This is a genomic window from Vibrio sp. 1CM23M (genome assembly GCF_023161755.1).
In the GTDB taxonomy this organism is placed as follows: Bacteria; Pseudomonadota; Gammaproteobacteria; order Enterobacterales; family Vibrionaceae; genus Vibrio; species Vibrio coralliirubri.
Map to the genome: position 1 here is coordinate 36,087 of NZ_JALNTR010000015.1, position 21,522 is coordinate 57,608.

The 21,522-nt window shown below is 44.1% G+C and carries 21 protein-coding genes and 1 riboswitch; of the genes, 16 read left to right on the plus strand and 5 right to left on the minus strand.

The window, feature by feature from the left end; translation table 11 throughout:
* Positions 1–13: 13 nt before the first annotated feature.
* From ftsE to glpG, 5 genes are all read left to right on the plus strand, one after another.
* Complete coding sequence (gene ftsE, locus MSG35_RS23225; RefSeq protein ID WP_004736585.1) at positions 14–691, plus strand: cell division ATP-binding protein FtsE; 678 nt, start codon at positions 14–16, stop codon at positions 689–691.
* A complete protein-coding gene (gene ftsX, locus MSG35_RS23230) occupies positions 678–1,646 on the plus strand; it encodes a permease-like cell division protein FtsX (protein WP_017061038.1) in 969 nt (322 codons plus the stop codon). The genes ftsE and ftsX overlap by 14 nt, the downstream gene beginning before the upstream one ends.
* A 177-nt stretch (positions 1,647–1,823) precedes the next feature.
* Positions 1,824–2,681: an RNA polymerase sigma factor RpoH gene (gene rpoH, locus MSG35_RS23235; protein ID WP_017055518.1), complete on the plus strand. Its 858-nt coding sequence runs from the start codon at positions 1,824–1,826 to the stop codon at positions 2,679–2,681.
* 440 nt (positions 2,682–3,121) lie between these two features.
* Positions 3,122–3,442 carry a thiosulfate sulfurtransferase GlpE gene (glpE, locus tag MSG35_RS23240; RefSeq protein WP_017061039.1) on the plus strand — a complete coding sequence of 107 codons (321 nt, stop codon included), beginning with the start codon at positions 3,122–3,124 and terminating at the stop codon, positions 3,440–3,442.
* Between the two features lie 58 nt (positions 3,443–3,500).
* Positions 3,501–4,343 carry a rhomboid family intramembrane serine protease GlpG gene (gene glpG, locus MSG35_RS23245; RefSeq protein WP_017063770.1) on the plus strand — a complete coding sequence of 281 codons (843 nt, stop codon included), beginning with the start codon at positions 3,501–3,503 and terminating at the stop codon, positions 4,341–4,343.
* A gap of 86 nt (positions 4,344–4,429) precedes the next feature.
* Here glpG and MSG35_RS23250 read toward each other — a convergent pair whose 3' ends face one another.
* Positions 4,430–4,837 (minus strand): flagellar basal body-associated protein FliL, encoded by a 408-nt coding sequence (locus MSG35_RS23250; RefSeq protein WP_048610748.1) that lies wholly within the window; start codon positions 4,835–4,837, stop codon positions 4,430–4,432.
* 162 nt (positions 4,838–4,999) lie between these two features.
* Between MSG35_RS23250 and MSG35_RS23255 the strand changes: the two genes are divergently transcribed.
* Positions 5,000–5,542, plus strand: a complete 543-nt coding sequence (locus MSG35_RS23255) for a chorismate lyase (protein ID WP_164091128.1) — start codon at positions 5,000–5,002, stop codon at positions 5,540–5,542.
* Complete coding sequence (gene ubiA, locus MSG35_RS23260) at positions 5,543–6,397, plus strand: 4-hydroxybenzoate octaprenyltransferase (protein ID WP_048658874.1); 855 nt, start codon at positions 5,543–5,545, stop codon at positions 6,395–6,397.
* A gap of 103 nt (positions 6,398–6,500) precedes the next feature.
* On the opposite strand, the gene plsB is transcribed toward ubiA, so the two are convergent.
* Entirely contained in the window at positions 6,501–8,924 is a 2,424-nt protein-coding gene (plsB, locus tag MSG35_RS23265) for a glycerol-3-phosphate 1-O-acyltransferase PlsB (protein WP_048610744.1), read from the minus strand.
* 220 nt (positions 8,925–9,144) lie between these two features.
* On the opposite strand from plsB, the gene MSG35_RS23270 reads away from it, so the two are divergent.
* From MSG35_RS23270 to dinF, 4 genes are all read left to right on the plus strand, one after another.
* On the plus strand, positions 9,145–9,507 hold the full coding sequence (locus tag MSG35_RS23270) for a diacylglycerol kinase (protein WP_048615036.1): 363 nt from the start codon (positions 9,145–9,147) through the stop codon (positions 9,505–9,507).
* 94 nt (positions 9,508–9,601) lie between these two features.
* The gene (lexA, locus tag MSG35_RS23275) at positions 9,602–10,222 is read left to right on the plus strand and encodes a transcriptional repressor LexA (RefSeq protein ID WP_019820514.1); all 621 of its coding nucleotides are present in this window, start codon (positions 9,602–9,604) and stop codon (positions 10,220–10,222) included.
* Positions 10,223–10,319: 97 nt separating this feature from the next.
* Positions 10,320–11,198 (plus strand): class I SAM-dependent methyltransferase, encoded by an 879-nt coding sequence (locus MSG35_RS23280; protein ID WP_248385082.1) that lies wholly within the window; start codon positions 10,320–10,322, stop codon positions 11,196–11,198.
* Positions 11,199–11,315: 117 nt separating this feature from the next.
* The gene (dinF, locus tag MSG35_RS23285) at positions 11,316–12,671 is read left to right on the plus strand and encodes an MATE family efflux transporter DinF (RefSeq protein ID WP_248385084.1); all 1,356 of its coding nucleotides are present in this window, start codon (positions 11,316–11,318) and stop codon (positions 12,669–12,671) included.
* 183 nt (positions 12,672–12,854) lie between these two features.
* On the opposite strand, the gene sthA is transcribed toward dinF, so the two are convergent.
* Positions 12,855–14,255 (minus strand): Si-specific NAD(P)(+) transhydrogenase, encoded by a 1,401-nt coding sequence (gene sthA / locus MSG35_RS23290; protein WP_017061048.1) that lies wholly within the window; start codon positions 14,253–14,255, stop codon positions 12,855–12,857.
* Between the two features lie 327 nt (positions 14,256–14,582).
* Between sthA and fabR the strand changes: the two genes are divergently transcribed.
* The gene (gene fabR / locus MSG35_RS23295) at positions 14,583–15,224 is read left to right on the plus strand and encodes an HTH-type transcriptional repressor FabR (protein WP_010438693.1); all 642 of its coding nucleotides are present in this window, start codon (positions 14,583–14,585) and stop codon (positions 15,222–15,224) included.
* A complete protein-coding gene (locus MSG35_RS23300) occupies positions 15,224–15,595 on the plus strand; it encodes a YijD family membrane protein (RefSeq protein ID WP_004736696.1) in 372 nt (123 codons plus the stop codon). The genes fabR and MSG35_RS23300 overlap by 1 nt, the downstream gene beginning before the upstream one ends.
* An 81-nt stretch (positions 15,596–15,676) precedes the next feature.
* Here the strand turns inward: MSG35_RS23300 and trmA are convergent, their stop codons facing one another.
* Positions 15,677–16,786 (minus strand): tRNA (uridine(54)-C5)-methyltransferase TrmA, encoded by a 1,110-nt coding sequence (gene trmA / locus MSG35_RS23305; RefSeq protein WP_248385086.1) that lies wholly within the window; start codon positions 16,784–16,786, stop codon positions 15,677–15,679.
* 154 nt (positions 16,787–16,940) lie between these two features.
* A riboswitch (cobalamin riboswitch) is annotated at positions 16,941–17,146 on the plus strand.
* A 39-nt stretch (positions 17,147–17,185) separates the two neighbouring features.
* On the opposite strand from trmA, the gene MSG35_RS23310 reads away from it, so the two are divergent.
* From MSG35_RS23310 to murI, 3 genes are read left to right on the plus strand one after another with little or no spacing between them, the layout of a single operon-like run.
* Positions 17,186–19,009, plus strand: coding sequence for a TonB-dependent receptor (locus MSG35_RS23310; protein WP_248339552.1), 1,824 nt, complete (start codon positions 17,186–17,188; stop codon positions 19,007–19,009).
* Between the two features lie 47 nt (positions 19,010–19,056).
* Positions 19,057–19,722 (plus strand): adenine nucleotide alpha hydrolase, encoded by a 666-nt coding sequence (locus tag MSG35_RS23315; RefSeq protein ID WP_248385088.1) that lies wholly within the window; start codon positions 19,057–19,059, stop codon positions 19,720–19,722.
* A 60-nt stretch (positions 19,723–19,782) separates the two neighbouring features.
* The gene (murI, locus tag MSG35_RS23320) at positions 19,783–20,589 is read left to right on the plus strand and encodes a glutamate racemase (RefSeq protein WP_248385090.1); all 807 of its coding nucleotides are present in this window, start codon (positions 19,783–19,785) and stop codon (positions 20,587–20,589) included.
* Here the strand turns inward: murI and MSG35_RS23325 are convergent.
* Positions 20,552–21,004 carry an RNA-binding protein gene (locus tag MSG35_RS23325; RefSeq protein WP_017061054.1) on the minus strand — a complete coding sequence of 151 codons (453 nt, stop codon included), beginning with the start codon at positions 21,002–21,004 and terminating at the stop codon, positions 20,552–20,554. The genes murI and MSG35_RS23325 overlap by 38 nt on opposite strands.
* Positions 21,005–21,522: the final 518 nt, after the last annotated feature.

Below are 21,522 nucleotides of genomic sequence, written 5' to 3' on the forward strand. Positions count from 1 at the left end.
AGAGGAATTTTCGGTGATCAAATTTCAGCAAGTGAGTAAAGCCTACCGAGGTGGAAGACAAGCGCTCCAAAAAGTGGACTTTCACCTGAAACGTGGAGAGATGGCTTTTTTGGGTGGGCACTCTGGGGCTGGTAAAAGTACCTTGCTGAAGTTGATCTGCGCGATAGAGCGTCCAACCGATGGACGTGTCTGGTTCAACGATCACGATATCACTCGTATCCCAGCCAAAGATATTCCTTTCTTACGCCGTAATATTGGGATTGTTTTTCAAGACCACCGCCTGCTGATGGACCGTTCGATTTTCGATAACGTCGCTCTGCCTATGCGTATTGAATCTATTTCTGAAAACGAAATAAAACGCCGAGTCAGTGCTGCGTTGGATAAAACCGGTTTATTAGATAAAGCCCGTTGCTTGCCAAGCCAACTTTCGGGTGGTGAACAACAACGCGTGGGTATTGCTCGCGCTGTGGTTAACCGTCCAACTCTGCTTTTAGCCGATGAGCCTACCGGTAACCTAGACCCTGAATTATCTAACCGTGTGTTGCGATTATTTGAAGAATTCAACCGCGCAGGTGTGACGATCATCCTAGCGACGCACGATATCGGGTTAGTGAACACTCGCCCTCAGTACCGCCATCTTGAATTAAACCAAGGATTTTTGAGTGAGGTTGAAGACTATGGCCGCGAATAAGCGCATCAAGAAACCTCAATCTAATCGAGCAGCAAACCGCGCTTCAAGCGACGGCTTTTTTGTTGTTCACTGGAAACAAGCCAAGTCATCGTTCTCGCAAATGTGGCAGCGTCCGTTAGGCAACTTGCTGACCCTTGCGGTGATCTCTATGGCGTTGGCGATGCCTGCTTGTTTGTACCTATTGGGTAAAAATGTCGGTGAAGTAGCGCAAGATGTCACTAGCCCGTCACAAATAAGTGCTTATGTAGAGGATGGTATTCCTGAGCCACGAGTAATGGTGCTTAAGGATGAAATCGAAAGTTGGGATCAAGTTGAGCTGGTGGAGTACATTTCTCCGCAGCAAGGGCTTGCAGACCTCAGCCAGTATTCTGGTTTTGAAGACGCCCTAACCATTCTCGACGATTATTCACTGCCAGGTGTACTGGTGATTACGCCAAGCGTACACAGCGATACCTTAATTAAAGAGCTGGCAGGCACAGTTAAACAACAAGAATTAGTCACAGATGTTCGCCTAGACGAAGATTGGTTAGCGCGATTAGATGCGATCAAAGCATTAGCGGCTGTCATCGTGATTACCTTAACGGTATTGATGTTGGGCGCGGTATTTCTGATTATCGGCAATACACTACGATTTAATGTGTTGGCGCATAAAGAAGAGATTCAAACCATGAAGCTGATTGGTGCGACCGACAGCTACATTCTTCGACCATACCTTTATGCTGGGATGTGGTTTGGCGTTTTAGGTTCGATTAGCGCTTGGGTAATGACGGCATTGATTACCGTATTGCTGAACAGCGCAGTGGATGACTTGGCTCAGTTATACGACAGCCACTTCCGTTTAATTGGCCTGAGTTGGGATGAATCTTTACTGCTTTTGATCGTCGGAACCCTGCTTGGTAGTGTGGCTGCGAAGCTTTCTGCACAGCGTCACCTAAAAGAAATTGAACCAGTTTAGGTGAATAGAGTCATATTTAGACGAAAAATAGGCACTTCTTAACCAGTTTTTGCCTTGTATAGACGAATTGATTATGCATAATTACTTCCCCCTCCTTGAAACCTGTTCATTTTAGGTTCAAGATTGTCGGGTTTTAATAGATGTATTACTCCAGATCAGAGATTGATGAGGAACCGAATGGCAAACCAAGCGTATCAAATGGCTTTAGTCACACAAGATAGTTTAGATAGCTATATCCGCTCAGCGAACAGCTACCCAATGCTGACACCTGAAGAGGAACGTGGACTTGCAGAGCGATTACATTACAAAGGTGAGATCGACGCTGCGAAAGGCTTGATCCTTTCCCACCTACGATTCGTGGTGCACGTTGCAAGAGGCTACTCTGGCTACGGGCTGCCAATGGCTGATCTTGTCCAAGAAGGTAACATCGGCTTGATGAAGGCTGTTAAGCGCTTCAATCCAGAAGTTGGTGTTCGTCTCGTCTCGTTTGCTGTTCACTGGATCAAAGCTGAAATCCATGAATACGTTCTACGTAACTGGCGTATCGTTAAAATTGCGACCACTAAGGCACAGCGTAAACTGTTTTTTAACCTTCGTAAGTCTAAAAAGCGTTTGGGTTGGTTCAATAACGGTGAAGTTGAGACGGTTGCTCGTGAACTGGGTGTTGAGCCTTCAGAAGTTCGTGAGATGGAATCTCGCTTAGCGGCACAAGATGCGACGTTTGAAGCGCCTATGGACGATGACGATGGCGGTTCTGCTTACACTGCTCCAGTTTACTACCTAGAAGACAAAGCGTCAGACGTTGCTGAGACGGTTGAAGCGGCTAACTGGGAGTCACACACCAATAATCGCCTAGGGCTAGCACTAGCAAGCTTAGACGAGCGTAGCCAACACATTGTTCGCTCACGTTGGTTAGACGACAACAAGGCAACCCTGCAAGACTTAGCGGATACCTACAGTATCTCAGCTGAGCGTGTTCGCCAGTTAGAAAAGAATGCGATGAAGAAATTGAAACAAGCCGTTGGTGATTTCTAATAGCATCTAGTTTCTATTAGCTTCTACTTTCTAGTAGAGCTAACAAATAGCTGAATTTTGAAAAGGCCGAGATCGAGAGATCTCGGCCTTTTTGTTTTGGATCGATTTCTCAACTTTTGCGATCGAAATTTGCAAAATGATTTTGTGGATAACTCTGTGAGAAGTTTATTCGTCAGCTGTCTAAAAGCAGGGTGTAGTAAGGCTTTGGCGGGGTTTTTCGAGTGGGGATATGTTTCAGTTAACCCACAGTTAGATCAGGATCATTACTACATGTTGTGGATCTATTTTTGAAAAGGCACTTTATTCACGCAATTCACAGATTTATCCACAAATGGTGTAAAAGTGATCGCTGGTGGATAACCTTATTAAGTGGATGTGAATGTTAGCCTTGGGATAGGTTACAATGGCAGCAAAGTAAATCAGTATAAAAAGAGAAAGTCATGGACCAGTTTAAACATATCGATGTTAAAGGCGCTCAAGCCCTCATTGAACAAGGCGAAGCTCGACTTGTCGATATACGTGACCCGCAATCTTTTGCGGTTGCCCACCCAAAAACAGCCTACCACCTGACTAACGATACGATGGTGTCGTTCATGGATGAGGTTGAGTTTGAACAACCTATCTTAGTGATGTGCTACCACGGCATCAGTAGCCAAGGTGCAGCACAATATTTAGTGAACCAAGGCTTTGAAGAGGTATATAGTGTTGATGGTGGTTTCGAAGCTTGGCATCGTGCTGAACTTCCAGTGATCGCAGGTTAATGACTTTCATCACCTGAACCGCCTTAACCATCCCTCATAGAATGAATAGGAAGTAACAATGATTAGATTGATGGTGTTAGACAATCCACGTCTTGCTCAAGCATTTATTGATTATATGGCCTCGCGCCAGATCCCTATTCAGATGTCTCCAGAGGGAGAAGGGCGCTTTGCTCTTTGGTTGCTTGATGGCCAATTTCAGGTTGAAACCGAAGCTGAGCTGAATCGTTTTCTGGCTGAGCCTAATCATAAACGTTATCAAGCGGCGTCTTGGGACATGGCAGAGACCAGAAAGAGCAACTTCCATTACCACACGCCAAGCTTCATGGGCATGATCAAAGCCAAAGCAGGCCCTGTGACACTAAGCCTGATGTTGGTGTGTGTGGTGATTTTTGCGCTGCAACAGATCGGTTTTGGCCAAGCTATTTTCAATGCCCTGCATTTCCCAGCGGTGGATGGACAGCAATGGCAATTGTGGCGTTGGCTGAGTCATGCCGTTCTGCATTTCTCTGTTATGCACATCGCATTTAATATTTTGTGGTGGTGGCAGCTAGGCGGAGACATTGAGAAGAAACTAGGTAGCCTCAAGCTACTTCAGATCTTTGCTGTATCTTCTGCACTTTCAGGTGCTGGGCAGTATTGGGTTGAAGGGGCGAACTTCGGTGGTTTGTCTGGTGTTGTGTATGCCTTGGTTGGTTACTTATGGGTGGTTGGTGCGAAGGCGCCACAGCTTGGGTTGGGTATCCCAAGACAGATTGTCGGCTTTATGTTGGTGTGGTTGGTGCTTGGGTACATGCAGCCATTTATGGCTATCGCCAATACGGCGCATTTAGCTGGCCTAGCCGCTGGTGTGATTATTGGCTTTATCGATGCGATGAAAGCACCAAGCTCGGCAAGAAGCTAACTCATCTCTTCTAATGAGTAGCCAAACGATAGAGACAAAAAAGCGGCCAGATGAGCCGCTTTTTTATTGGGATTCGTTTTACATCATTACTGATAAAGGTATTTGGTAAACAGTAAATCAGCAATCAGGGTTTTACCTGTCTCTGGAAGTAAAATCTTGTTGAGGTGCTCAACTAAGGATTTTCTTAAGTCTTCACGGCCAGATAGAGACTTAATGGTTTCTTCGTTTTGTTTGCCAAGCAATTCAATCACCGCATCACGAATCAGTGGTTGGTGATGCTCAATAGCGGCCAAGTCGTTACTATTTGCCACCATGATGTCGAGGCGAACCTGAATGTAGCCCAGTTTTTTACCTTTAGTGTAAAAATTGGTGGTCAGGTCTGGCTCTAGCGTGAAGTAGGCGAGTTTAGCTGCCGACTCCTCTTCAGCGAAACTTGATGCTGAAAAGAGTAAGGTAATCGCAAGAAATATTTGGGCTACATAACGTTTGTGCATATTTGTGACTTTTCTTTAGTTTATTCGCGATATTCGAAACGCATTAGTCTTGTTACAATGAGCGGTCTAAATCTAAATACGTTTACAATTCGAAGAACGCTTTAATTTTGTTCGAAAGTTGAAGCTTTATTGTACGTGTAAAGTCACCTATTGAATACTAGTATGAATCAGCCAATATCGCTGTATCTTAATTCGTTAATGAATGTAGATTGGCAAAGTACAGAAACATTTGATTTTCCTAATGAAACCACCAAAGAGTGGCTGATGGAGCAAGGTTCTCTTTCCCGCAAGTTGGGGAAGTGCTGTCAGCACCTGTCTGTTGAGTTGCTTCATAATCAAGTTGTAGAACGCTCAATGCTACAACAAGACGAGGAACATCTTTTATCATCGTTTGATTGCTTACTGCGTAAAGTGATTTTAAAGGGTGATGACGAACCGTGGGTGTTAGGTCGAACCTTGATTCCCCGAGTCACATTAGAAGATCATCAGCACTCAGACCTTTCTCAACAAGGTAATGTCCCGCTTGGATTGACCGTTTTCAGTGCTGAGAACGTGGAGCGAGATGCGCTGCAAGTCGGTTGGGTTATCGCAGGCGATGAGCGATTACTCGCGCGTCGTTCTCGATTATGGATGAACCATAAACCGATGCTTGTGGCAGAACTGTTTTTACCAACATCACCCATTTACTCTAAGGAGAGTGTGTAAATGCTTGCCACCAAAGCGAAGGCGTATTGGCAATTAACGCGAATGAATCGCCCGATTGGTACCCTGTTACTCCTTTGGCCGACCTTGTGGTCACTGATTATCGCTGCACAAGGTATGCCTGATTTTGATGTCTTGGTTGTTTTCGTACTCGGCGTGGTGTTGATGCGTTCAGCTGGCTGTGTGATCAATGACTTTGCTGACCGTAAAGTAGATGGTCATGTTAAACGTACCAAGCAGCGTCCATTACCCTCAGGTTTGGTTTCCAGTAAAGAAGCGATTCTGCTCTTTTTAGTGCTAGCCGTAGTTTCATTCTTGCTGGTACTCACTATGAATCCACTGACCATTAAGCTCTCATTTATTGGTGTGGGTCTGGCGTTCATTTACCCTTTCATGAAGCGTTTTACGCATCTTCCACAGTTATTTCTCGGCTTAGCGTTTAGCTGGGCGATACCAATGGCTTGGGCGGCACAAACCAATGAGCTGCCAAGCATTGTTTGGTTTATCTTCGTGATTAACGCGTTGTGGACGATTGCTTACGACACGCAATATGCGATGGTTGACCGAGATGATGACTTGAAGATTGGTATTAAATCGACGGCTATTTTATTTGGTCGTTTCGATAAACTGATTGTGGGCTCTTTGCAACTCGTCACCCTAGCGATGCTGATTGCGTTAGGCATGCATTACCAACTAGGTGATACCTTCTATTGGGCATTGTTGGTAGCGGGAAGCTTGTTTGTGTATCAACAACACCTGATGCGCCACCGTGATCGAGACCTATGCTTCCAAGCCTTTCTCAATAACAACTATGTTGGAATGGCAGTGACCGTTGGCTTGTTCATTACCTTCTGGTAAGTATCAGCTTTTCGAGTTAACGAACGCTAAAGAAAAAGGCACCCATTGGGTGCCTTTTTTGATCGTGTTCGGTCTCGCTATTCAAGAGATTCCAAGCTGATGATTACTCCGCTTGGTGGATACTCTCTTGAATCGTCAAACGTACTTCTGGGTAAAGCATTGAGTAGAGAAGCTTAGCGAATTGCTGAGTCTTTTCTAAATCACAGTTACCATCGTTATCCAGATATTGCTGTTGTTTCAGAGTGGCGAACATCGACGCAAACACGCCTTTATCGAAGAACTCTGGTGCATTGATGCCTTGTAGACGACCAAGTCGCTGTGCAATGTCTTGGCTCTTCTGTTCAAGATCGGATTTATCCAGATCAGGGTTCTCTGCTAACAGGTTCAAAGCAATAGAGTAGCGTTGTAGCGTTTCTGAAATCGTACGACCTAACAGCATCAGTGCTTGGCTGTTTGATTGGTTGATGGTGACTTCATTATCAGAAACCACAAGCATACCTTGGTTAACCAGCTCTTCAATGATGTTAGAAACTACGTCTTCAAGCTTGTCTTCGTCGTAGCTTAGGAACAGCTCTTTCTTTAAGAACGGGTAGATAGCAGCAACGTTCTCTTGGATCGCGTCAATTGATAAACCGCGTTGACGAATAGTCATCTGTGCAATTAACGATGGCAGAGCAAACAAGTGAATGATGTTGTTTCGGTAGTAGGTCATCAGAATTGACTGGTGACGGTCTAGCGAAATGATGTCGCCCATTGAGTCTGATTCAATCAAGAACTTGTTCAGTGATTCAGCATGTTTGACCAAATCTTCAGCGCTGTCTTTTGGCACAGTGAACGTTGCAGAATATGGAACGTTCTTAAGCAGAGACAGGTAGCAATTGATCTGAGAAACCAAAGAGTCACGAGACAATGCACGCTGTCTTGAAGCCAATAGTGCCGTTGCACAAAGGGTCAGAGCATTGGTCGCTGCCGCATCGTTAATGTGCGTCATCATTTTAGTCGCCAAGTCATTAACCACCGGGTTCATCCATTGTGGCTTGCTTGTGCCCATTGGGTCGATGTCTTTGGTCCACTCAGGTGAGTGTTCGTTCAGATATTGGTTAAGCTGAATTGGCTCGCCGAAGTTAACGTAGCCTTTACCAAAGTTACGCAGCTTACGAATGGTACGAATCACTAAGCTCGCGTTTTCTTTCTCTTTACGCTTACCACGAAGTTCTTTTGCGTAAGTCGCTACTTCCATCACGTGCTCGTAGCCGATGTACACAGGAACCAAAGTCACCGGACGGTTCATGCCGCGCAGCATTGCTTGGATTGTCATCGCTAGCATGCCTGTTTTCGCCTGCAATAAACGACCTGTACGAGAACGACCACCTTCACTGAAGTACTCTACTGAGTAACCTTTAGCGAACAATTCCGCTAGGTATTCACGGAAAATCGTCGAGTACAGCTTGTTGCCTTTAAAGCTACGACGAATAAAGAACGCACCACCATGACGGAAAATAGGACCGGCAGGGAAGAAGTTCAGGTTGATACCCGCAGCGATATGCGGAGGCACCATGCCTTCATGATAAAGCACATAAGAAAGCAGCAAGTAGTCCATGTGGCTACGGTGACAAGGCACGTAAACAATCTCATGACCATCTTGAGCCAACTTACGAACCGTTGAAGCGTTGCTGATATGCAGGCCTTGGTACAACTTATTCCACAGCCAACCAAGAATCTTTTCACCACGCTTGATCAGCGAGTAAGAGAAGTTCGCAGCAATCTCGTCCATGATGTCTTGAGCTTCTTTGCTCGCTTTCTCGATCGAGATGTTCTTTGCTTGTGCTTCGTCTTCAATCGCTTTCTTGATCGCTTCTGATTTTAGTAGGCGATCAAACAGAGCTTGGCGGCTTGGCAGGTTAGGGCCTGATGCTGCAAGCTTTTGGCGAGAGAAGTGAATACGTGCCACGCGCGCCAGTTTGTGCGCGATTGTGCTGTCGGTGCCATGTGAATTAGCCATGTAGCGTAGAGAAACCACTGGGCTGAAACGAACCAGACAGTCACGACCTGCTAGCAATACCGCTTTTGATTTCTCTAAGCCGTTCATTGCCTGTAGGTAAGGCTTCTGGTTATTTTCTTTACCAGGTTTGCGCCCCCACAAAACGGTAGCAGGGATAACTTGAACATCGAGTTCAGAGTCATCAGCGTGCAGTGAAAGCAATTCAGAGAACACTTCAATTGAAGAGCTTGGTACATAATCATCGTCTTGCAGCAGAGTTTTGCGAGAAGAGATAAAAACGTAGCGTTGCAGTGATTTGCCGTTGATTTCAAGCTTGCTCAACGGATCAGGTAGGCCTAATTCAAGTGCATGTTTTTGCAATGTAAGAATGTCTACACTTGAGCGAAACGGTAAGGCGTATACAATCGGTTTGCTCAAATCAATGTTCAAATCCTCAACAGGGTTTGAAGGAATTGATGTGCCCTTTACCAATACGGATAAAGGTAGCTTCATTAATGAACGTGAAAAAGATTGTCCAGAAGACATATAGGTTCACTGCCTCAATAGTTATTTCAATGTGCTGAAGCGTATCTCTATTTCTCTGATAAAAAGGATAAATCCTATGAGTGAAATAGGGATAAGCCTAGGCGTAAATTTAATCGATGCAAGAATACCAGAAACTGGTCTAACCTTTTAATGGAAATAGTCATATTGCCGTTAAGTTTGTGGAAAATCATTCATCGACTGATTGAGTATAGGGTTAAAAATGACCAAAAAATCAAACACCGGATTTAAACGCATCATCAAAGCAGCAGGCTTTTCATGGCAAGGCATTACGAGTTCGTTTAAAAACGAGGCTGCATTTCGACAAGAAGTGTTCATGGCGGCCGTGCTTATTCCGTTGGCATTTTACCTGGATGTAAGCCAAGTTGAACGAATCTTAATGATCTCATCGGTGGTGTTGGTGATGGTTGTCGAGCTAATCAACACCGCGATTGAAGCGGTTGTCGACCGAATCGGCAGTGAGCATCATGAGCTTTCTGGGATGGCAAAAGATGTCGGTTCGGCCGCGGTTTTCATCTGCTTGGCACTCGCAGGTTATGTGTGGCTAGAGATCTTGTTTTTGTAATTTGCTAAAAATGAACTAAAAACAACCAATTGCTTTGCTTTTGTTCAGTTACTGGATATACTCACAGTCAACTGTATAAAAAGACAGGTGAATCATGAAGCCGTTAACGCCCCGCCAGCAACAAGTCTTTGACCTTATCAAAGGTAAGATCGAAGATTCCGGTATGCCACCGACACGCGCAGAAATTGCACGCGAACTAGGCTTCCGTTCTGCCAATGCTGCAGAAGAACATTTGAAAGCTCTTGCTCGTAAAGAAGCGATTGAGATTATCCCGGGTGCGTCTCGCGGTATTCGTATTTTGCTTGAAGATGCAGCAAACGAAGAGCAAGGTTTACCATTAATTGGTCAGGTTGCCGCTGGTGAGCCTATCTTGGCTCAAGAGCATGTAGAAATGCATTACCAAGTTGATCCAGGCATGTTTAAACCACAAGCTGACTTCTTACTTCGTGTAAATGGCGAAAGTATGAAAGACATCGGTATTATGGATGGTGATTTATTAGCTGTTCATAAAACACAAGATGTCCGCGATGGTCAGGTTGTTGTGGCTCGTGTCGATGATGATGTAACGGTAAAACGCCTAGAACGTAAAGGTTCAACGGTTCTGTTACATGCTGAAAATGAAGAGTTTTCTCCAATCCATGTCGATCTAGAATCTCAACACTTGTCTATTGAAGGGCTTGCGGTTGGTATTATTCGCAACACCGACTGGATGTAGTCAGTACAAACAGCTTATTGATATTTATTCTCAATAACTTGTTATTGTAATTGATATTCATTATCATCTTCTTTGTCGAGATACAAGGAAGATGATGATGCCAAACCCAACCAAACCTCAAATGAAGCCGCTTACTCGTAAGCCGCGCTCCTCTGTTCAAAAGGCTTCTTCTGAACAAGCGTCTGCACATCAAGAATTCCAAGTTCCGACCAACCTTGTTCAGCATCTTTGGTTTCGTAGCCGTGAAAGCCTAGCCGATGATGGTCTCGTTTATGATCCTATCGCAGCTCAAGCCTGCAAGCGTTGCCAGCTCGCACCAGAATGTCTTACCGGTGAACTCGACCAACAGCAACTCCTTTACGCGACACTGACTCAACTTTGTGATTCTCAAGTTCAACAGTTTTTATCTCATAACCCGGATGCTTGGATTATTAACGTGGGAGCAGGGCTCGATACCCGTTTCTACCGTTTAGATAATGGCCGCTGTCATTGGGTTGAGTTAGATGTAACTGAGAATCTGCTTTGGCGACAACGCTTGTTCCACAAAAATGAACGCTATCGTTTAGAGTGTGGCTCTGTTGATGACCTAACTTGGTTAGATGAACTTAACATCCCAGAGCAAGCATCGGTGATGGTGGTGTGTGAACATGCTCTGCTTGATTGTAATGAGCAGCAGACTGCGCACTTCATTCAGTCTTTGAGCCGCTACTTTACTCATGCACATGCGTGTTTAGTCTTAGCTGGAGATAAAAGCTCAAGTACGTTGGGACAGAAGCTAGGATCTGGTGAGTATGCTCACGGGTTGTCTTCACCAATCGACAGTGTTCTTAACTGGTTGCCATGGGCGCAATGGGTTAAGTCGTTCTCACCATTAGAGCAGCAATGTAATCGTTGGAAATTGTGGCAGCGACTTCTTTGTAAGATCTCTCAGGTCAAAAAGCGTTTAACGCCACAGTTAGTGCTCGTTAAGTGGTAACCCTAGCGGTTCTGTATTTCGAGTAACTGAGTACATAGCCGGTATAAGTAAAATTCCACAACATAGTGAAAGCCCACCCACTAGGTTAAACTATCGCCTCTAATCTAAGAGGTGATCGTGAAGCTATTTAATCCCCAAACTATTTTTCAAACGCTATCCAATCAGGCGATGCACAAAAAAGTGCTGTTGCTCGCGATCCCGATGGTTCTCTCTAATATTACTGTTCCACTGCTGGGCTTAGTCGATGCGGCGGTTATCGGTCACCTAGAGTACTCTTGGTATTTAGGTGGCGTGGCGCTGGGCGGCACAATGATCAGCGTGACCTTTTGGTTGCTTGGTTTTCTGCGTATGTCGACAACAGGGCTAGCCGCACAATCTTATGGTGCGAACGATGGCAAGCAACTTGGCCTAGTCTTTGTGCAAGGCGTGACCATGGCCTTAGGGTTTGCTGGTGTCTTTTTGCTTTTACACAGTTTAGTCGCCGATTTAGTTTTCTCATTGAGTAGCGCCAGTGATCAAGTTAAGCACTATGGTCAGCAATATTTCTCAATCCGCGCTTGGAGTGCACCTGCCGCGCTGACTAACTTTGTTATTTTAGGTTGGCTGCTCGGGACTCAAAATGCCAAAGCGCCAATGTGGATGGTGATTATTACTAATATCACCAATATCGTTTTGGATATCGTTTTCGTTATCGGTTTAGGGTGGCAAGTGGAAGGTGCAGCATTGGCATCTGTAATGGCTGATTATGCCGGTCTAACATTTGGCTTGATTTGTGTTTACCGAATCTGGGCGAAGAAACAGTTACCATCGCCATGGGCTCTGCTTAAGAAAACCAGCCAAGGTTTGAGTCGTTTCGTGAAATTGAATCGCGATATCTTTCTTCGTTCACTATGCCTACAAGCGACTTTCACTTTCATGACCTTCCAAGGTGCAAGCTTTGGCGATGATGTTGTTGCAGCCAATGCCGTATTGATGAGTTTCTTGATGATCATCTCTTATGGGATGGATGGTTTTGCCTACGCAATGGAAGCGATGGTCGGTAAGGCGATAGGCGCGAAAGACAAAGATGAACTGAACCAGTCATTGATTGGTACTTTCTTCTGGAGCTTTAATATTTGTTTAGTTCTGACCATAGCGTTCGCAATCGCTGGCTCGAGTTTAATCAATATGATCACCACAATCCCAGACGTGAAGAGCCAAGCCGAAGTGTATTTACCGTGGTTAATCGCAATGCCATTGGTGTCTATGTGGTGCTTCTTGCTGGATGGTATTTTTGTTGGAGCAACTAAGGGTAAGGATATGCGCAATAGTATGTTTGTTGCGACCTGCAGTTTCTTCGTGATTTTCTACTTAGCATCAGGTTTAGAGAACCATGCACTGTGGCTAGCGATGCTGAGCTTTATGGCAATGCGTGGAATTGGTCTTGGTGTGTTGTTTGTTTCTCAGTGGAAGAAGGGGGAGTTTCTCGCTTAGCTCTGAGGGCTCTGTTTGTGGAGAGTAAATGAGGCTGTACAGGTAAAGGGGCATTTAGAACATCATGATCTAATTACTATCAATGTCTTATTATTCAGTACTTTAAATAAAAACAGCAAGCGCGTGGCTTGCTGTTTATGTATTTGGCCTATGGGTGGTCAAATACTCCTATTGGTTCTTTATCTAGAATAAACGGTTAAGCCCGTTGAGTGCTGCAACACGATAAGCTTCCGCCATCGTTGGGTAGTTAAAGGTCGTATTCACAAAGTACTCGATGGTATTTGCTTCACCTTTCTGTTCCATAATCGCTTGTCCGATATGGATGATTTCAGCGGCACGCTCACCAAACACGTGGATACCTAAAATCTCTTTGGTTTCGCGATGGAACAGAATCTTCAAGCTACCAATGTCTTTACCCGCAATTTGAGCACGAGCTAGGTGTTTGAATGAAGAACGTCCTACTTCATACGGTACTTTAGCTGCGGTAAGTTCTTGCTCGGTTTTACCAACAGAGCTGATCTCCGGAATGGTGTAGATGCCGGTTGGAATGTCTTCGATAAGGTGGCGTTCAGCTTCACCTTTCACAATTGCCTGAGCCACAAATCGACCTTGGTCATAAGCCGCGCTTGCTAGGCTAGGGTAGCCAATCACATCACCGACAGCATAAACATGGTCAACATTGGTTTGGTAGTTGGTGTTTACTGAGACTTGACCACGCGAGTCCGCTTCTAAGCCAACAGCACCAAGGTTCAGCTTATCGGTATTACCCGTTCGGCCATTGGCATACAGTAGGCAATCAGCACGCATTTTTTTGCCAGATTCTAAGTGAATAATCACGCCATCATCAGTGCCTTCAATTTTCTCAAAGGTTTCATCGTTGCGAATCACGACGCCGCTGTTCCAGAAGTGGTAAGAAAGTGCATCTGAGGTTTCATTGTCTAGGAATGACAACAGACGGTCACGAGTATTGATAAGATCGGTTTTTACACCCAAACCGCGGAAAATCGACGCGTATTCACAACCAATAACGCCAGCTCCATAAATGATGATGTGTTGTGGGTCGTGTTTAAGAGAAAGAATCGAGTCGCTGTCGTAGATACGTTCATGTAGGAAGTCAACGTTATCTGGTTGGTAAGGGCGAGAGCCTGTCGCGATAACAAATTTGTCTGCACTGTAATGTTCTTCAGTGCCATCGCTTTGCATTACCGAGACAGTGTTGGTATCGATAAAACGTGCAGTACCAAATACCAACGTGCACTGGTTGCGGTCGTAGAAACCTTGGCGTAATCGAGTCTGCTTGTCGATAACCGATTTAGCATGCCCCAAAATGTTGGAAAACGTTGAGTGGATGCTTTTGTTGTTCTGACAAAACAGCGGATTGCTGTTGAATTCGATAATACGACTTACGGCATGGCGCAGTGCTTTTGAAGGAATCGTTCCCCAGTGAGTACAACCACCACCAACGCTGCTCTCTTTTTCAATGATTGCAACGTTCAACCCGGCTTTGGTTAATCCCATCGCTGCCCCTTCTCCTCCGGGGCCACTACCAATTACGATTACATCAAAGTGGTTGGAGTGCGGCATAGATATCTTCCTTGTTATATTTGATTAACATTGCTTTAGCGAGATTTTAACTGATTCTGTTCTTGGGTACATGAAAAGGGCATCAGAGAGTCGGTGGGATCACGCAGTGTTATCGAAAAAATAATATTTGGTATGTCGTATGTCTCCAAATGACAGTGTGGATATTGAAATTTTTTCTTCGAACGTATTTACTTCGGTACGTGAACAAAGAGGTATGTTTAGTGTCTTATATAACCAGAGTGCCTTATATAAATAAGTGATTCGCGTTATATTGAACAGAGTATTAGACATGCCTGTTTAGGCTGTAAAAGAAGAAATTGATAAAGTATGAAACCAATGGGCATTCGCGCACAGCAAAAAGAAAAAACTCGTCGCAGCTTAATCGATGCAGCATTTAGCCAACTCAGCGCCGATCGTAGTTTTTCCAATCTAAGCTTGAGAGAAGTCGCTCGTGAGGCTGGAATAGCACCGACTTCCTTTTATCGTCACTTCAAAGACATGGATGAGCTTGGCTTAACCATGGTTGATGAAGGTGGCTTACTGTTGCGCCAGTTAATGCGTCAAGCTAGACAACGCATAGTAAAAGAAGGCAGTGTGATTCGCACATCGGTTGAAACCTTTATGGAATTCATTGAAAGCAGCCCTAACGTATTCAGACTGTTATTGCGAGAGCGCTCAGGAACTTCATTTGAGTTTCGTGCTGCGGTAGCTCGTGAGATACAGCACTTCTCTGCTGAGTTAACCGAATATTTGATAACGACTGGCATGACAAGGGACGAAGCTTTCACTCAAGCGGAAGCCTCGGTTATCTTAGTCTTCAACTCAGGGGCAGAAGCATTAGATTTAGATCGACGTCAGCGAGATGAATTGGCTGAACGCTTGATCATGCAATTGCGAATGATGGCCAAAGGAGCTTTTTGGTATCGTAAAGAACGTGAACGTAACCGATTAAAAGGCGGGATTGAATAATGTCGAATGAAAATAATACTGTAAACCGTGGTTCTGAAAGAAAGACACTCGTACTTGCTGTTGTAGCCGGTGTATGTGGTGATGCATTGTTATCTTGGGTAACAATGAGTGAAGTGGGCTTCTCTATTTTCCCGCTGATCGCTTTAGTTTTGGCTGTACAAGCGCTTTACCAAGAATATCTAACTAACCCAGTATCTGAAGATATCCCACTAGTCGGTCTAGCTTGTTTCTTTGTGGGTGCATTTGGCCATTCGGCTTTCGTGAAAGCACAACACCCTGATGCAGGTTCAAACTTCTTTGCGATTATAGTCGCGATGCTGCTTTTAGCCTGGGTAGGTAAGAAGCTAGGTTTTATCGGTAAAACCGCTTAAACCAATCTACAAAGAAAAAAAACGAGCCAATTGGCTCGTTTTTTTGTATCTGCTGTTTGTCTTAGGCCGAGAAAGCGAGATTTATGCTTTGCGCTCTAAGAACACACCCGCTTCCATGTGGTGGGTGTAAGGGAACTGGTCAAATAGAGCAAAACGAGTGATATCGTGTGTTTCGCTTAGAATGTCTAGGTTCTCTTTCAATGTTTCAGGGTTACAAGAGATGTACATGATGCGCTCGTAGCCTTGAACCATCTTACAAGTATCAACATCCATACCTGAACGCGGTGGATCAACAAAGATAGTGTTGCAGTTGTAGCTCTTAAGATCGATGTTCGCTTGCTGTAGACGACGGAACTCACGCTTACCTCCCATTGCTACGGTAAAATCTTCTGCAGACATGCGGATGATCTGAACATTTTCAATGTTGTTCGCCGCGATGTTGTATTGCGCAGATTCTACTGACGGCTTCGCCAGTTCTGTTGCGAGTACACGCTCGAAGTTTTGTGCCAGTGCTAATGAGAAGTTACCGTTACCACAGTAAAGCTCAAGCAAGTCGCCTTTGCTGTCTTGAGTACAGTCGACAGCCCATTCCAACATTTTCTCTGCTACTTTGCCGTTTGGTTGAGTAAAGCTGTTCTCTACTTGCTGGTAGATGTAGCTATCACCATTCACGTCTAGCTTTTCAATGACGTAATCGCGGTCCAGTACGATTTTCATTTTACGCGCACGACCAATCAGGTTTAGGTTAAAACCTTCATCGTTCAATTGCTGCTTCAGTGCTTTAGCATCTTGAATCCACTGTTCACCTAATTGACGGTGGTAAAGCAGTGACACCAAAATCTCGCCGCTTAATGTAGAAAGGAAATCTACTTGGAATAGCTTGTGGCGTAGAGAGTGGTTGTCCTTCATTGCATCTGTTAATAGAGGCATTAGGTCATTGATAAGACGGCTAGCTGCAGGGAACTGGTCTACGCGGTATTTTTCTTTAGTCTCTTGATTGAACATGACGTAATACATATCGTCACCTTCATGCCACACGCGGAACTCAGCACGCATGCGGTAGTGTTGTTCTGGAGATTCATACACTTCCAGTTCAGGCACATCATATTCTGAGAACATTTCTGTAAGACGCTCTGTCTTTTCTGCCAGTTGTTCTTGGTAGCGTTGCGGGTTTACATCTAAATTCGCCATTGTTATGCCTTTTGCTGTCGTGCTTTTAAATCAAGAGCGCAGATTTTATTCAATCACAGGCGCTTGTCCAGTGTTGAGAGCCATTCAATGTAAATCGACCATGAAAACTATAGCTTATAACAATCTTAGACTAGACAAATGATTCAGAGGTCAATACTATCTTCGGCAAGCTGGTGTCATTTAGATGTATAGATGGCTGAAGAGGGAATCTGGTGTAAATCCAGAACTGACGCGCAGCGGTAAAAGAGAACGAGTATTCATAAGACACTGCAAATAGCTTTTTGTGGGAAGTCGAATATTAGGTAACCATAAGGGTTGTGCTCTTGAGTCCGAATACCTGCCAGCGGCCAAACCATAAGATGTGGTTTGGTAGGACTTTACGCGATTTAGGATCACAACATGAACAAATCCCTTTTAGCGGTTGCTGTAGCATCGCTGCTTTCACCTATCTCCAATTTACACGCCCAACAAGCATCTGCCGACGAAACCATGGTGGTGACGGCTAACCGTTTTGAGCAGCAAGTGAGCGACACTATTGCTCCTGTTGAAGTTATAACAAAACAAGAAATAGATGCTATTCAAGCGACTTCATTATCTGAGGTGTTACGCCGATTACCAGGGGTTCAAGTAACGAATCAAGGTGGCCTTGCTCAAGGGCAGGAGTTATATATACGTGGTCGCTCGACTAAAAATACTCTCATATTAGTAAATGGCATCCGAATTGGTAGTGCGACGTTAGGGTACGCCAATTTAGCCTCAATTCCGTTGAATGGTGTAGAGAGAGTTGAAGTTTTGAGAGGTGCTCGTGCAGCAGTATATGGTTCTGATGCTGTTAGTGGTGTGGTCAATATCATAACTACGCGCAGTGCTGATAATACCGCTACCGTTAAAGCGGGAGTGGGTAGTTTTGGTCTATATGATGTAAACGTATCAGGGTCAGTTGCTAACGATAATGGTTGGATGAATGTGGCAGCAACACATCAGCAGAGTGAAGGTTATAATGTCCAACCTACAAGCACTAATCCTATAGATGCTGATAAAGATGGCCACAGTACTCAATACCTAACTATCGATGGCGGCTTTTATGTCTCATCAAACTTGACCTTGAAAGCGAATGGTTATTATCAAAAGCACGACGTAGAGTTTGATAACCCATGGGGAGGAGTTGACGAAACTGACAGCGAGTTGTACGCGTTGGGTCTAGTGGGAGATTACAAGCGTGATTCCCTAAATAGTGTAATAACACTTGGAAGCAACCAAGATGAAGCTGAATCTTCAGGGCAAGGGACAACACCGAGTGCTATAACAACTAATCGTAATTCTGTGTCTTGGAATAATCAGTACAAATTAAGTGATAGCGCAGCGGTTACTGGTGGTTTCGATTGGTATCGAGATAAGGTGAAAAATGACTCTACATCAATGACTAAAGATAGTCGTGATAATACCGCACTTTATGCTGGTGGTGATGTATCTATGGGCAAATTGTCTGCGGAAGCGAATCTGCGTTGGGATGATAACAGTTCATTTGGAAACTTTACGACGTATCAATTAGGTGCAGGGTACAAGATTACTGAGTTTATTCGTCTAGTGGGTATGTATGGTACTGCATTTAAAGCTCCGACATTTAATGAGCTGTATTGGCCTTTAGAGTGTAGTTCATGGGGATGCTACTCAGGCAACCCAAATCTACAGCCGGAAGAATCAAAAACAGCAGAAGTAGCGCTGGAAGGTAGCTTTGACGTTCTTGAATTGCGAATCGCTGCACACAAGAGTGATGTAGAGAAGATGATTACAAGTAATGGTCTTACTCAAGTGAATATAGGCGAAGCAGAAATCAAAGGGTACGAAGTTGTCGGCTCTTTTTATACTGGACCATTATATCACTCAGCATCGTACGATTATCTTGATACCGAAGACAAATCTACAGGTAACGAACTTGCTCGTAGAGCGAAGCATAGTGGCAAATGGAACACTACTTATGAGTTGAGCAACTGGAGATTCGATTTGAGTTACCTATATCAAGGTAAGCGTTATGATGATCTAGGTAATACGACTGAGCTTGATGCGTACTCCTTATTTGATTTTGCAACGTCTTACCACTTTGATAATGATGTGACCGTTGCAGGTAAAGTTGCTAACTTATTTGATGAAGAGTATGAAACAGCTAAAGGTTATAAAACGCCTGAGCGTAACTATTACGTAAGTGTAGCTTACCAATTCTAATTATCACCTAACCGCCTTCGGGCGGTTTTTTCTTATTGGGTATATCAATGAAAAAGAAAGTCGTCATAAGTTGGTCGTCAGGTAAAGACTCTACACTAACCTTAGAACGTCTGCTTGAAAGCACTGAGTATGAAGTTGTTGCTCTCTATACTACGTATGTTGGAGATGAGGTTCCTTTCCAAGTCTCGCCAATCGAGGTTGTCGGAATGCAGGCAACATTGATCGGCTTGCCATTAATCACGATTGAGCTGCCGGAAGTCTTCCCAAGTAACGAGATTTATCAAAGTACGATTGTTACGGCGCTTAAAGGATCGGGTTTATCTATTGATGCCGTGGCATTCGGCGATATGTTTTGCAATGGTATTGCTGATTACCGAAGAAGTTATATAGAACCTGCGGGTTGGGAGTGTGTATTTCCTCTACTGGGAGAGAGTAGCCAAGCGCTGGCTCAAGAGATAATAGATAGAGGAATCGAAACCTTTCTCGTCACAGTTGATAGCGATGCATTAGACATGAGCTATTGCGGGAGAGAATATACGCCTGAACTAATAGACAGTTTGCCAAGTCACGTCGACCCATGTGGTGAAGATGGTGAGTTCCATACCTTAGTCACGTCAGCGCCATGCTTTAAAGGAAAGCTTAAGGTAGAACTAGAAAATGTAGAGCAGGGTGAGCGCTTTGTGCATCAACGCTACCGAGCTTGCATTATGTAGAGTGATGATTGGCGAAAACTAAGTGAAGGGGTATCATTGCTGCGGAACTTCTTATAGGTAATCGTTGTGTCGGATAGTCTGCAAAAAAATATATTGGTCTTTGATTCTGGGGTGGGTGGTCTCTCTGTATATAAAGAGATAAGCCAGTTACTACCAAATCACAACTATATCTATGTATTCGATAACGAGGCTTACCCATATGGTGAGCTCGATCAGCAAGTCCTCATTCAGCGAGTCCAAAGTATCGTCGCCAGTTTTGTTGCGAGTCACGCTATTGATATTGTGGTGATAGCTTGTAATACGGCCAGTACGATAGTCCTGCCTACACTTCGCGCTAATAACCTTATCCCTATTGTCGGTGTTGTCCCGGCAATCAAACCTGCCTCGTTACTGGCAAGTAAAGCGGTTGGCCTTATTGCGACTCCCGCAACGATTACTCGTGAGTACACACACGAGCTCATAAAAAACTTCTCGAGTAATAAAAGAGTAGAGCTGTTGGGTTCTACTCGGCTGGTGGATATGGCCGAAGATAAACTCAGAGGTGAGGAGATTAGCCTTGAAGAGTTACAGCAAATCCTTCAACCGATGATCAACACGATTGATGTGGCTGTTTTAGGATGTACCCATTTCCCACTGATCAAATCAGAGATTCAACAAGTACTAGGTGAAAGTGTAGTGCTGATAGATTCTGGTAAAGCGATAGCTAAGCGGGTTCAAGATTTGTTGGGTTTGGAAAGCATTAATAAAGAGGAGGGAGTGCGTGAGGTTTTTTGTAGTGCACTTCCTAAAAAAGAAAGTGCACTAAATAGTATGTTAAAGCAGTTAGGGTTTAACTCAGTTCAGATTCGTCCGCTTCAGGATGTTTAGGATCATTTGCAACACGTACTTTTAAAGTGCGTTGCATGTAATCTTTATCGTTAAGTGCAGAGATTGCATGATTCACATCATTACTTGCCATAACAACAAATCCAAAGCCTCTTCTTTTACCAGTACGTTTATCTTTCATTAAACGTACTGCAAATACTTCACCATGCTCTGAGAATAATTCACGTACATGTGATTCGTTCGCTTTGTATGGAAGGTTACCTACATAAAGTGTTTTGGTTGAAGCCTTAGGTTCTGAATCTGATTTTGAGTCGGTGCTTGAAAAGTTAACAACAAAAGCGGAAGCCAAGACACCAAGGATAAAGGTAATTGCAGGCGATATATCTACCTGAGAGAAAACAATGCCGCCTAATACAGCCAGTGCGACAATTAACAACATCGATTTTTTTGAGTTCATATCGGAATACTACATATTAATAAACGAAATAGACGCATCTACCATTAACAAAATAGACACATGAATCTTACGTTCATGGCTTCCATTTTTCCAATGTATTGCTGTGATACGTCTCAAATGTTTAGTTTTTATTCGAAAAATGCGGATCTGGTGGCTTTTTAGGCGAACAAAACTTTTATTTCAAAAAGCCCTTGTGCTCCATCTCAATCTCTCTATAATGCCGCCTCACCGACACGGAGTGAGACGAAAGTCACACAGCGAAATCGGTAGAGAAAAAGAGTTTGAAAATAACCCTTGACTCTCAAAGTGGTGCAGGTATAGTACGCACCCCTGGCAACTGAGATGTGAATCACAAAACGCTAGCGTTCTTTAACAATTTAAACCTATCAATCTGTGTGGGCACTCGTTGATGAATATCAAAACGTTATTACTTAGGTAATGACAGTTACTTCGGTAACAAAATTGATTTCAATGAACTGAGTGACCAATACGTTTAACTACTTGTAGTTATTCGGCAC